This is a genomic window from Nocardia sp. NBC_00511, from assembly GCF_045161165.1.
Taxonomy (GTDB): Bacteria; Actinomycetota; Actinomycetes; order Mycobacteriales; family Mycobacteriaceae; genus Nocardia.
Genome location: NZ_CP107849.1, coordinates 2,693,348 through 2,705,943 on the forward strand (window position 1 = coordinate 2,693,348; position 12,596 = coordinate 2,705,943).

A 12,596-nucleotide genomic window follows, 5' to 3' on the forward strand; every position below is an offset into this window, starting at 1 on the left:
CGCCGGTCCCGCTCAGCGGACCGCAGAGGGGTCACCGATCGCGCCGACGCTCAGCGTGCGAGGGACTGATCGCGCGGCCGCAGCCCCTCGAAGGCGAGGCCGATCGCGCGGTGTCGGCGCGAGGCATCCCAGCCGTAGTGTTCGGCGGCGGCACTCAGCCCGTAGAGCGCCATCAGCACGTCGGAGAGTTCGATATCGCCGCGCACCGCGCCACCGGCCTGCCCGGTGGCGAGCAACTCCGACAACACCGCACGCAGGTCGGCGGCGCTGGCCTCGAGGGCCTCGGACTTCGGTGCGCCGGGTGTTGTACTCGCGGCTTCGAGGTGCTTTTTCACCGCGACCTCGGCCACGATCCAGTCCACGACCTCGAACAGCGCGTCCGGCGAATCCGGTTGGGCGGCAAGGGTTCGCGCGCGATGCACCAACCGGCCCATGCGGTCGATGACGATCGCTTCGACGAGATCCTTCTTGGTCGGGAAATGCCGGTAGACGGTGCCGACCCCGACCCCCGCGGTGCGCGCCACCTCCTCGATCGGCACCTCCACACCCTGCGTCGCGAACACCGATTCGGCCACCTCGAGCAGGCGGGCGCGATTGCGGCGGGCGTCGGCGCGCAGCACTCGTTCGCCTGTCACGAGACACATCCATTGACAAGCGGAATCTGCATTCCGTATTTTCTAAGCGGAATCACGATTCCGATTCTAGCCAATGGGGAGGACACCCTCGTGCAGTACACGACCTTGGGCGCATCCGGACTGAAGATCTCACCGATCAGCCTGGGCGCCATGAACTTCGGCGACTCGGCCTACTTCGCCAGCTGCGACGAGACGCAGGCGCGGCGCATCGTCGACCGGTTCCTGGCCGCCGGACACAACCTGATCGACACCGCCGACGGCTACACCTCCGGCGAATCCGAGCAGATCATCGGCCGCGCCGTGAAGGACCGCCGCGACCAGGTGGTCATCTCCACGAAAGCCTTTCTGCCCCAGGGCGACGGCCCCAACCAGCGCGGGTTGTCGCGCGGGCATCTGACCCGCGCGCTCGAGGCGAGCCTGCGGCGGCTGGGCACCGACCACATCGACCTGTACTACTGCCACCAGTGGGACCCGGACACGCCGATCGAGGAGACCATGGCCACGCTGGACGGTTTCGTGCGCTCCGGGAAGGTCCGGTATCTGGGCTGCTCCAACTTCACCGCCGCGCAGATCGTCGAATCACAGTGGGCCGCACAGCGTGCCGGTGGCACCCCGTTCACCGCGCTGCAGGCGCAGTACTCGCTGGTGGCGCGCACGATCGAGGCGGAGATCCTGCCCACCTCCCACCGACACGGGCTCGGCGTCACCGCGTGGAGCCCGCTGGGCTCGGGGGTGCTCACCGGCCGCTATCGGGGATCGCGCCCGGCGGGTAGTCGGCTCGACCGGCTGCTGGCTTCTCCGGTGCCGATGGCCCACCGGTGGGCCGGAGACCTGCTCACCGAGCGCAATCTCGGCATCGCCGACGAAGTAGCGCGCGTCGCAGCCAAATTGGAGACCAGCGCGGTCGCCGTCGCGCTGGCGTGGGTGGCCGGTCGAGCGGGCATCGCCTCGACGCTGATCGGCCCGCGCACCGTCGAGCAGCTCGAGGAGAACCTCACCGAGATCGCGCTCCCGGCCGAACTCGCCGAGCGCCTCGATACGCTCTCGGCCCCCACCAACGGCCCGGTCAACGGAATGTTCACCAGCGCAGCCTGATTGCGCCTCCCGTCTCGAGCCCAACGCCCACACCGGGACCCGTCCACCGCGACCTGGGGCGACGCCGACCGGATCAGTGCGCGGGGGCGCCGAACCAACGTTCGAGGGCTGCGGACAGGCCATCGACCCCAGCGGAGTCCGCGGCCCAGGCGACAACACCGTCGGGACGGATCAGCAGGGCCGAAAGTTCGCGCGGCTGCGCCAGTTTCACCGTCACCACCCGCACCCGGCCATCCCACGCGGCGGCGGCTTCGCGCACGGTGGCGGATTCGGTGAGATCCAACAGCACCGCGTTGCCGTCACCGAAGTGTTCGGCCAGGCGCGTGCCGTCGGCCAATTCCAGGTCGGGGGTGACGGCACCGACGAGCGGATGGGCATCGCCGAGGTCGTAGCGGTGCAGGACACCGGAGAGCTTCTTGAACACCGCGGTGGTGGCGTCACGCGTGTCGAGGAGCTGTTCGGTGACCGCGCGCATGGCACGGCTGCGCGGGTCGGTGCGCATGATCGCGATCTGCGCGCGCGTCCAGTCCAGCACCCACTCCCCGATCGGGTGGCGTTCGCGAGTGTAGGTGTCCAGCAACGCTTCCGGGGACCGGCCGCGGATCACGGCGGCCAGTTTCCAGCCCAGATTCACCGCGTCGCCGATGCCCAGGTTGAGGCCCTGGCCGCCGAAGGGGGAGTGCACGTGGGCGGCGTCGCCCGCCAGCAGCACGCGGCCGCGGCGGTAGTCGGAGCTCTGGCGGGTGTTGTCGGTGAAGCGGGTCGCCGAAAGCACCTGGCTGATGGAGACTTTCACGCCGGTGACGGCCTCGAAGCTGGCCTCGAGTTCGGCGGCGGTGACCGGTGCGTCGCGATCGGCGGGCGGGCCGTCGAATTCGACGGTCAGGAAACGGCCGGGCATGGGTCCGTTGACGTAGACGCCGGTGGGGGTGGCATGCCAGCCCAGCGGGACGTTCTCCGCACCGGTCATCTCGACGATCGCCTGATGGCCGGTGATCTCCGGATCCAGGCCGGGGAAATCGAACCCGGCCCGCTTGCGGATACCGCTGCGGCCGCCGTCGCATCCGATCAGCCAGGCGGCGCGCACCTTTCGTGCACCGCAGTCGACGGTGACACCGACACCGTCGTCGACGAACCCGGTCACCTCGACGCCGCGGCGCACCGGCACACCCAGTTCGGCGGCGCGACGCGTCAGCATCGCCTCGATGGCCTGCTGGTCGATGAAACGGTATTCGGCGGCCGGACCGACATCGGCGAACGCCGGGTCGGTGACGTCGACATTGTCGTCCCACAGCATGATCCCCGCGAAATGCGCGCCCGCGGGTTTGCGGCGCGGCGCCTGCGGCACACTCGCGCCACCGAAGATCGCGGCCATCTTGTCCAGGGCACGTTGCTGGGTCTCGATCATCTCCGGCAGCAGTCCACGCCGGTCGAGGGCCTGGGCGGTCGGCACATTGATCGCACCGGCCTTGGCCGTCATATCCGGTTCGGTGCGGCGCTCCACGACCAGCACGTCCACTCCGGCCAGGCGCAGTTCGCACGCCAGCATCAAACCGACCGGCCCGGCACCGACCACCACCACATCGCGTGTCTCGTTCATGGGATTCACTGTGGCGATGGCCGATTGCCGGGCTCTTGCACCGGCTTGCGCGGAGCTTGCGCGCTCAGTTCCAGCCGCGCTGATCCTGTTTGAGCGCGGTGTCGATGGCCAGGCCCGAGGCGACGACCATCGACAGCAGCGGCTGCGGCAGCGGGCGATGGATCTGCACCACGTAGTTGTCGGCGGTGGTGAACATGGTCTTGAGCAGGCCCTCCCACGTCTTGGTGATGCGGGCGACCTCCTGACCGGTGTGATCGTGGATGGCGAAGTTCCAGGCCCGCCAGTTCTCGGCGCGAATCCCGCCGATCTTCTGGCCGTTCACCAGGAACGAGAAGTTGATCTTGCCGATCATGTTGTCCTGATGGATCTCCCCGATCGGGGAACCGTTGCCGTGCTCGAGCAGGAACTTCGACTTGAACACCTTGGCCGGGCGCGTGATCCGCATCAACGGCTGCCCGTGCGCGTCACGGATCTCGAGCTTGTGCGTCAGATACTGGTCGTAGCTGGACAGGAAGCGCACGGCCTTCTTCAGCGCGCTCTGCCCGATCTCGGCGACCGCGCCGATCTGGCGGCCGTGCTGATCGAAAACCGCGTACTCGTTGACCATTTCGATCAACTTGACCTTCTGGTTCACCACCAGCACCGGCTCGGTGAACAGGGTCCCGCCACCGGAACCCGCCGGGGCGATCCCCGCCTGCTGCTGCACCTGACGCTGCACATCGGCCGGATTCACCGGGCCGCCGATCTCGAGCTCCCACGGTCCGGCACCGGTCTGCGGCGGGTACGGGCCCTGCTGCGAAGAGGGCTGTCCCTGCTGCGGCGCGTACCGCTGCTGTGCCTGCTGCCCGTAGGGTTGCGCGGGCTTGGGCGGCTGCGGCTGCTGGTGCTGCGGGGCCGGCGGCCGCACCGGTTGCTGCGGTTGCGGCGGTGTCTGTGCTTGGGGCTGTGTGTGATTCGTCCACTGGCTGCCGTCCCACCAGCGCAGCACATTCGATCCTGGACGCTCGGGGTACCACCCCGCGGGTTGACTCATGGCCGCATCCTAACGGTGTACAGGGACTCTGCACTTTTTCTACTTTTGGTCCCGATGTCACCTCTATGATGGGCGATCGACATCGGGCGGTCGGTCGTTGATTGCCCGGGGAAACGGGGAACGCATGTCCGCCACAGCCGAATTCGCGGTTTGCCACCGGACAACCACGCGGCTGTTCTCATGACAGATCTGGTGATACGAGCGCAGCTCATCCTGTTGGCCAGAACATTGCACGTCCCCGTCGAACGCCTCGCCCACCTCGAGAAACTCGGCCCGCACCGCTTGCACGAACTGCAGCAACGCATGTCGGGCAAACTCTTCGATCAGCACACCCCTATTTTCGAACGGATCGCCAAACTCGTCCCCATCATTCCGTTGAGTATTTCGCTGCCGATCGTGCAGCGACTGGTCCCGGCGACCATGACCGGGCGTGCGGCCGGGGCGATCGGCGTGCAATATCCGGCCAAGGCCGTCGAAGCGCTGCTGCGCATGGACACCGCCTACGCCGCGGACTGCGCGCCCTATCTGGATCCGCGCACCGTCGGGCAGCTCGCCGACGACGCGCCGCCCGCACCGGTGGTGGCCATCGTCAACGAGCTGCTGCGCCGCCGCGACCACATCACCGCCGGACCGTTCCTGGCCTATGCCACACCCGAACTCGTGCGCGCCGTCGAGGAAGGCGTGCCCGACGACGAGGGGCTGATCCTCTCGGCGTCGTATGCCTATGAGGCCAGCGCCATCGACGCGGTGGTGCGCCAACTGCTCGCGGGTTCTCGGCAGAGATTGCCGCGGCTGCTCGAGACGGTCATCAACGGCTCCAAGGAATTACGGCTGGCCGCATTGTCGGTGTTCACCCGATGTAGTCCGGAGGTGGTCGCGGAGGTCGGCGACATCCTCTTCGACGTCGCACCGCCTTCGGCCATCGCCGATCTGATCGGCACCTTCCTCAGCGCCGACGCGACCGCGGACATGCTGCGGTTCCTCGGGCAGCTCGGTCCCGACGCGCTCACCCGCCTGGCACTCAACCCGGTGCTGGCCGACGTGTCCGACCAGTTGATCGCCGCCGTGGACGGCAGCAGCGACCTCGCGGTGTGGCGCGGGGTGCTCGAACCACTGGCCCGCACGCCCGCCGAGGCGCGACGCCGGGCCGGGGCGCGACTGCTGGGACTGGATCCCTCGACGCTGATCATGCTGCCCGCGCTCGCACAGGCGGCGCGGCTGTGGGCGCCGCTGCTGTGGCTGCTGGCGGCCACCGACGTCGACGTGCAGGTGCACATCGGGGAACTGTGGGCCGTATCGACGCGGCTGGATCCGGAGGTCCTCGAACGCCGCATCGCCGATCAACGCCTCGACACCCTGCTGACCACCCTCACCACGACCATGCGATTGCAGCGCTGAGCTGGCCGCCCGCAGCACGGGAAGCCTTGCGCGACGGCTGATTCCAACCCCGCCCGCCCGCGCCCACCTGCACCGCGGGTCCCGTGCCCGACCGCGGCGCACCGGGCACCCGCCCGAAGGTGGTAGGAAAGTGACGTGTCCGAAACCGCCGAAACCCGCACCTCTCGCGCCGTCTCGGAAGTGGTGGACCTGGTCAGCACGCTGATCCGGTTCGACACCTCCAATACCGGCGAACTCGAAACCACCAAGGGCGAGCAGGAATGCGCGCAGTGGGTGGCACAACAGCTGCAGGAGGCCGGGTACACCACCGAATACGTCGAATCCGGCGCGCCCGGCCGCGGCAACGTCTTCGCCCGCTTGAAAGGCGCGGATTCCTCGCGCGGGGCGCTGCTGATGCACGGGCATCTGGACGTGGTGCCCGCCGAGGCCGCCGACTGGAGTGTGCACCCGTTCTCCGGCGCGGTGCAGGACGGTTACGTGTGGGGGCGCGGCGCGATCGACATGAAGGACATGGTCGGCATGATGCTGGCCATCGCCCGGCAGTTCAAGATCGAGGGCACGGTGCCCCCGCGTGACATCGTGTGGGCGTTCCTGGCCGATGAGGAGAACGGTGGTCGCTGGGGTTCGCAGTGGCTCGTGGAGCATCGCCCCGAACTGTTCGAAGGCATCACCGAGGCGGTCGGCGAGGTCGGCGGGTTCTCGCTGACCGTGCCCAAACCCGATGGCAGCGAGCGGCGGCTGTATCTGGTCGAGACCGCAGAGAAGGGCCTGGGCTGGATGCGGTTGCGCGCCAAGGCGCGCGCCGGGCACGGGTCGTTCCTGCACGAGGACAACGCGGTCACCATCCTGGCGCAGGCGGTCGCCCGGCTGGGCACCCACACCTTCCCGCTGGTCGTCTCCGATTCGGTGGCCGAGTTCCTGGCCGCGGTCGCCGAGGAGTCCGGGCTCGAATTCGATCCCGCCGCACCGGGAATCGAAGGTCAGCTGGCGAAACTGGGCACCATCTCGCGCATCATCGGCGCGACCCTGCGCGACACCGCCAACCCGACCATGCTCAATGCCGGATACAAGGCCAACGTGATCCCGCAGACCGCCGAGGCGGTCGTGGACTGCCGCGTGGTGCCGGGACGGCAGGCCGAATTCGAGCGTGAGGTCGACGCGCTGATCGGGCCCGATGTGGAGCGCGAGTGGATCACCAAGCTCGACTCCTACGAGACCACCTTCGACGGGCATCTCGTCGACGCCATGAACGACGCCATCCTCGCCCACGACCCGGCCGGACGCACCGTGCCCTACATGCTCTCGGGTGGCACCGACGCGAAAGCGTTCGCCAAGTTGGGGATTCGCTGCTTCGGGTTCGCACCCCTGCAGTTGCCGCCCGAGCTGGACTTCACCGCCCTGTTCCACGGGGTCGACGAGCGGGTTCCGGTGGAATCCCTCGAATTCGGCACCCGTGTGCTGGAACACTTCCTGTTGCACAGCTGACGATTCGAAAGGACTGCTCGTGCCCGATTATTCGTACAACCCGTACGCGCCACTGCCGCAGCTGCCCGAGTTCACCCTCACCTCCGCCGACATCAGCGACGGCAAACCCCTGCACCTCGATCAGGTCAGCGCGCTGGGCGGTGCGGGCGGCAACGACATCTCCCCGCAGCTGAGCTGGTCCGGATTCCCCGCCGAGACCAAGAGTTTCGCGATCAGCATGTACGACCCGGACGCACCGACCGCGTCGGGTTTCTGGCACTGGGTCGTGGCCAATGTGCCGGTCACCACCACCAGCCTGGAGACCGGTCAGGCCAGCGCGGGCGGCAGCCTGCCCGCCGGTGCGATCCACCTGCGCAATGATGCTGGGCTGCACCAGTACACGGGCGCGTTCCCGCCCGCCGGACACGGGCATCACCGATACTTCGTGGTCGTACACGCTGTGGGCGTCGAGCGCCTCGAGGTCGACGAATCCGCGTCCCCGGCCTATCTGGGCTTCAACCTGTTCATGAACGCCATCGGCCGCGCGACGCTGATCGGCACGCACGAGCAGAAGTAGCGGTCAGGTGATGTGCGCTGTGGCCCCGAGCGAATCGCTCGGGGCCACAGCGCTTTCCGGTCCGGAGTGCACGGCATCTCCACCGTGCCGTCCGGGAATTCGACGAGGGTGAACTGTCCCCGCCACTGGAAGCAGTGCGCTTTCACGGTTTCCAGCAGTGCCCGCGCGGAATCGCGATGCACGTACACCTCGTAGCTGTAGTCGATTCCCATGTGCTCACCTCCGGATCGGTCTCGGCGCGCTCCTCACGCTCAGCGACGGAGCGCCATTCTCATTGCGGGGCAAGCTGATCGGCGAGGGCGCGCAGCCCGGTGGCGAGGGTTTCGGGGGTCGGGGCGCGGTCGGGGTCGATGAGGTGCTGGACCAGCAGGCCGCCGATGAGGGTTTGCAAGACGGCACCGGCGGCGGGGTCGCCGTTGCCGAGGGCGTGGGTGAGACCTTCCCTGGCTTCGGCTTGTTTGTCGGCGGTCTCGGTGCGCAGCGCGGGGGAGTGCAGGGCCTGGGCACTGGATTCGATATTGGCGGCCCACAGCGGGCGGTCGGTGGCGAAGGAACCGATGAGCTTGTGCCAGAAGGCGTTCAGGCGTTGGGCCGGATCGGTGTCGGCGGGCGGAAGAGCGTCGAGGAGGGCCTGGACCGCGGTGCCGGTGGATTCGAGCATGGCCTGGTGCAGCAGGTTGTCGCGGGTGCCGAAGTGGTAGTTGATGGCGGCGAGGTTGGCACCGGAGGCGGCGACGATGTCGCGCACGGTGGTGCGGGCGTAGCCGCGTTCGGCCAGGCACTGCTTGGTCGCGGCCAGGAGGTCTTCTCGGGTTCCCACCCGGTCAGGGTAGCAAGGGGTTCATACACGCGTTTGTGACATGTGTTTCAAACATTTGTTTTGAACACCTGTTTGAAACACATGTATGGTCGAGTTCTCCCCGCTCCGCCACACGAAAGCTCGAGCTCGCCATGACTCAGACCCGCGTTCTGTCCCCGTTCGAGACCGGCTACTTCACCGAGAACACCCGCCTGGGCAGCGTGCCGATCGGCGGTATGCCGCTGTTCGTCGGCACCACCGTGCGCGGTGAGGTCGACGTGGCGATGCTGCGGCGGGTGCTCGGTGAACTCGCCGCCGGGCATGTGCTGCTGCGCAGCCGCCTGAGCCCCGACGCGACCCGTTTCGAGGTCGACGCGGGGTACCGGCCCCCGTTGCGGGTGCTCGACGGTGAACTCGACGAATATTGGCGGCTGGTGAACTCGCGCCCGGACTGGTCGAACGGATTGCTGCGCGCGGTGCTGCTGCGCGGGCGCGAGCAGACCCGCCTGGTACTGATCGTCCACCACGGCATCAGTGACGGCCGCTCGGGTTTCGCACTGCTCGAGGAACTTTGGCAGCGGTACAGCGCACACTTGGCGGGAACCCCGCTGCCGCCGATGGATTCCGATCGCGACCTGATCGACGGTGTCGACACGCTGCTCGCGGCGGTCACCAGCGACGCCGAGGTCGACGGGTTCCTCGATCAGGTGCGGGCGATGGCCGGGCAGCCCGGCGACGCCCCGCACGCCCTGCCGCTCGACGGCGACGGGATCGGCGACCCCAATGGGCGGCTGGCGTTGCGGCGCATCGAACTCGACGCCCGCCACACCGCGGAACTGGTGACTGTCGCTCGCGGACACCGCATCTCGGTCAACAGCCTGCTGACCGGGGCGGCGCTGAGCGCGGTGCGTGGCGAGGTGCCCGCGAGCGGGCCGGTGGCGCTGATGTGCGGGCACGCGGTGGATCTGCGCCCGGAACTCACGCCGCGGGTGCCGGTGTCGACGGTCCTGAACTGTGCTTCCGGGGCCGGGACTGCGGCTGTGGTGGACCATGATTCCGATCCGATCGCTCTCGCGGTGCAGGCCGACGCGATGCTGCGTCAGCTACTGGACGGGCGTTTCCCGGCGCTGTTCATGCGGGCCTCGCAGCGGCCGCTGGAGGCGTCCATCGCCGCGGTGCTCGACGCCGCTCCGGCGATCGCGCTGTCGAATATGGGCCGCCTGCCGGCACATTCGATGCCCGCGACACTGCAGTTCGTGCGTGACGAGGTGTTCGCCATGGCCGCGGGCATGCCACCGAAGATGACGATCTTCACCGTGGGCGCGCGGCTCACCATTCAGGTGGAATACGACACGGCCGAGCACAGTCACGCCCAGATGGGTCGGGTCGCCGAGGCGATGAGCGCGCAGCTCACCCGCCTGGCGCGGACCGCGTCCGCACGGGCTTGACCCTCCGGCCACGGGAGACCGCATGCTCGACGGCAGCCGACCGTGAGGAGACAGCAGTGAAATTGGATCTGGCCCGCACCGACAAGCCCTACTACGACGCCCCCGGCGAACCGGTAGTGCGCACCTTCCCGGTCCACCGGTATGTGACCGCGACCGGTTCGGGCGCGCCACTGGGTGAGCGGTACAGCGAGGCGGTGGCGGCGGTGTACCGGGCCGCCTACGGGGCCAAGAAGATCGCCAAGGCGGCGGGCACGGATTTCGTGGTGCCCAAACTCGAGGGGCTGTGGTGGGTGGAGTCCGATCAGCCGCCGTTGAGTGTGCCGCGCGAGCAATGGCATTGGACGATGATGATCCGGATGCCGGACTCGGTGAGCGCCGACATGATCTCCGGCGCGGTGTTCGAAGAACTGTCCGAGGGCGAGTGTGTGCAGGTCATGCATCGCGGACCGTATGCGGACGAACCCGAAACCCTCGCGCGCATGGCCGCTTTCATGGACGCCGAGGGGTTGCTCATGAACGGTCGCCACCACGAGATCTATCTGACCGATCCGCGTCGCACCCAGGACTCCGGGATGCGCACGATTCTGCGTCACCCGGTACGGCGCGGCTGAGCGGAGACGAGTGTGGGCCCGGACGAAAGGTCCGGGCCCACAACGCGTTCAGAGCGTTCAGCCCAGGTTGATCACGCCCTCGGGCGCGGGGTTGAGGTAGAGCGAGGCGATCTCGGTGCCGTACTTGGCGGAGATCGGGTTGCGCTTGAGCTTGAGCGTCGGGGTCAGCTCGTCGCTGCCGGGTTCCCAGTTGTCGGCGAGCAGGGTGAAGCGCTTGATCTGCTCGACGCGCGCGAGTTTGGTGTTGGCGGCGGCGACGGTGGCCTTGATCTCGGCGATGATGTCCGGATGCGCGGACAGCGTCTTCAGATCCGCGTCCGGGATACCGAGCGCCTTGGCGCGCACCACGGCGGTGTCGGGGTCCAGCACGATCAGCGCGGAGATGAACGGCTTGGCCTCACCGATCGCCACCACCTGACCGACCAGCGAGGACACCGCCTTCACGGTGTTCTCGATATTGGTGGGAGACAGGTTCTTTCCCGCCTCGGTGATGATCAGTTCCTTCTTGCGGTCGACGATGGTGACATACCCGTCGCCGTCGATGGTGGCGACGTCGCCGGTGTGCAGCCAGCCGTCACCGTCGATGGCCTCGGCGGTCTTGTCGGGCATCTTGCGGTAGCCGCCGGTCACGATGCCGCCGCGCAGCAGCAGTTCACCGTCCTCACCGAGGCGGATCTCCACCCCGGCCATGGGGATTCCGACGGTGCCGGGCTTGGGCTTGTCCAGTGGCGTGTAGGTGCCGACGCCGGAGGTCTCCGACATGCCCCACACCTCGGTGACGGTGAAGCCGAGACCCAGCATGTATTCCAGGGTCTCCGGCGGGATCGCCGCGGCTCCGGAGGCGGCGACCTTGAGCTCGTCGAAACCCAAGGCGTGCCGCAACTTCGAGAGCACCAGCACGTCGGCGAGCTTGTGCTGCAGGTCCAGCAGCGGGCCTCGCCCGGTGCCGGCGAGATCGGCGCGCGCGGCCTGCGCGCCCACTCCGATCGCCCAGCCCGCGAGGGCCTTCTTGACCGGGCTGGACTCGGTGGCCAGCTTCGCGTCGATGCCGGCCTTGATCTTCTGCCACACCCGCGGCACCCCGAAGAACGCGGTCGGGCGGGCATCGGGCAGGGCGGCGGCGATCTCGCGGGGATCCGGCACGCAGGTCATCTGCACGCCGGTGAACAGGTTCGCGCAGTGCCCGGAGATGCGGTCGGCCACGTGCGCGGCGGGCAGATACGACACCGAGCGATCGTCGAGACCGACGGTGAGCGGGCCCGCCACCAGGCCCACGATCTGGGCGACCACATTGGAGTGGGTGAGCTCCACACCCTTGGACGGGCCGGTGGTGCCGGAGGTGTAGATGAGGGTGGCGATATCGCCGGGCCGCACGGCCTGCCAGGTGGCGTCGAAATCGAAGTCGGCGGCCGGTGCGGCCTGCACCTCGGCGAGGCTGATCGTTCCGGCGGCCGAACCCTCCACCAGCACAATGTGTTCCAGTTCGACACCGGCGCCGCGTACCGCTTCGAGGAAGACCGGTTCGGTGATGACGATGCGGTTCTCGGCATTGGTGAACAGATGGTTGATCTGCTCGGCGGAACTGGTGTTGTAGATGGAGAACGGGGTCGCGCCCAGGTGCAGGGCGGCGGTGTCGACCAGATTGAACTCCGGCCGGTTGGTCAGCATGATCGCGACCGTGTCTCCGCGCCCGACACCCAGGCCGGCCAACCCGGCCGCGATGCTGCGCACCTGCTCCCCGTACTCACGCCAGGTGACCTGGCGCGTTCCCCCCACCGTCCGCAACGCCACCTGCGCGGGCCGCAGTGTCAGCGTTTGCTGGAATGCCTCCGGAATCGTGTGAACCGTCTTCCCCGATGCGTGCACGTACCCGATATCAGTCGTCATATCCCTTTTCCCGATTGCCTCTCGCTTCACCCGCCACCCCGCGCGCACC

At 68.1% G+C, this 12,596-nt stretch carries 11 protein-coding genes; 6 read left to right on the forward strand and 5 right to left on the reverse strand.

The genetic code is table 11. The features are described from left to right. Positions 1-50: 50 nt before the first annotated feature. Positions 51-635, reverse strand: coding sequence for a TetR/AcrR family transcriptional regulator (locus tag OG300_RS12815; RefSeq protein ID WP_405495468.1), 585 nt, complete (start codon positions 633-635; stop codon positions 51-53). Positions 636-725: 90 nt separating this feature from the next. On the opposite strand from OG300_RS12815, the gene OG300_RS12820 reads away from it, so the two are divergent. After that, complete coding sequence (locus OG300_RS12820) at positions 726-1,730, forward strand: aldo/keto reductase (RefSeq protein WP_405495470.1); 1,005 nt, start codon at positions 726-728, stop codon at positions 1,728-1,730. Positions 1,731-1,803: 73 nt separating this feature from the next. Here the strand turns inward: OG300_RS12820 and OG300_RS12825 are convergent, their stop codons facing one another. Together OG300_RS12825 and OG300_RS12830 are read right to left on the reverse strand one after the other, a co-directional pair. Then, complete coding sequence (locus OG300_RS12825; RefSeq protein ID WP_405495472.1) at positions 1,804-3,330, reverse strand: FAD-dependent oxidoreductase; 1,527 nt, start codon at positions 3,328-3,330, stop codon at positions 1,804-1,806. A gap of 64 nt (positions 3,331-3,394) precedes the next feature. Further along, entirely contained in the window at positions 3,395-4,363 is a 969-nt protein-coding gene (locus tag OG300_RS12830; protein WP_405495474.1) for a phospholipid scramblase-related protein, read from the reverse strand. 180 nt (positions 4,364-4,543) lie between these two features. Here OG300_RS12830 and OG300_RS12835 point away from each other — a divergent pair, with 180 nt between their 5' ends. From OG300_RS12835 to OG300_RS12845, 3 genes are all read left to right on the forward strand, one after another. Then, entirely contained in the window at positions 4,544-5,761 is a 1,218-nt protein-coding gene (locus tag OG300_RS12835) for a hypothetical protein (RefSeq protein WP_405495476.1), read from the forward strand. Between the two features lie 135 nt (positions 5,762-5,896). Then, positions 5,897-7,246, forward strand: coding sequence for a M20/M25/M40 family metallo-hydrolase (locus OG300_RS12840; RefSeq protein WP_405495478.1), 1,350 nt, complete (start codon positions 5,897-5,899; stop codon positions 7,244-7,246). Between the two features lie 19 nt (positions 7,247-7,265). Next, positions 7,266-7,802 carry a YbhB/YbcL family Raf kinase inhibitor-like protein gene (locus tag OG300_RS12845; protein WP_405495480.1) on the forward strand — a complete coding sequence of 179 codons (537 nt, stop codon included), beginning with the start codon at positions 7,266-7,268 and terminating at the stop codon, positions 7,800-7,802. Positions 7,803-8,073: 271 nt separating this feature from the next. Here the strand turns inward: OG300_RS12845 and OG300_RS12850 are convergent, their stop codons facing one another. Then, entirely contained in the window at positions 8,074-8,622 is a 549-nt protein-coding gene (locus OG300_RS12850) for a TetR/AcrR family transcriptional regulator (protein ID WP_405495482.1), read from the reverse strand. A gap of 131 nt (positions 8,623-8,753) precedes the next feature. On the opposite strand from OG300_RS12850, the gene OG300_RS12855 reads away from it, so the two are divergent. Next, complete coding sequence (locus OG300_RS12855; RefSeq protein WP_405495484.1) at positions 8,754-10,049, forward strand: phthiocerol/phthiodiolone dimycocerosyl transferase family protein; 1,296 nt, start codon at positions 8,754-8,756, stop codon at positions 10,047-10,049. Between the two features lie 56 nt (positions 10,050-10,105). Beyond that, a complete protein-coding gene (locus OG300_RS12860; protein WP_405495486.1) occupies positions 10,106-10,660 on the forward strand; it encodes a GyrI-like domain-containing protein in 555 nt (184 codons plus the stop codon). Between the two features lie 57 nt (positions 10,661-10,717). On the opposite strand, the gene OG300_RS12865 is transcribed toward OG300_RS12860, so the two are convergent. Further along, positions 10,718-12,547 carry an AMP-dependent synthetase/ligase gene (locus OG300_RS12865; protein ID WP_405495488.1) on the reverse strand — a complete coding sequence of 610 codons (1,830 nt, stop codon included), beginning with the start codon at positions 12,545-12,547 and terminating at the stop codon, positions 10,718-10,720. Positions 12,548-12,596 lie beyond the last annotated feature (49 nt).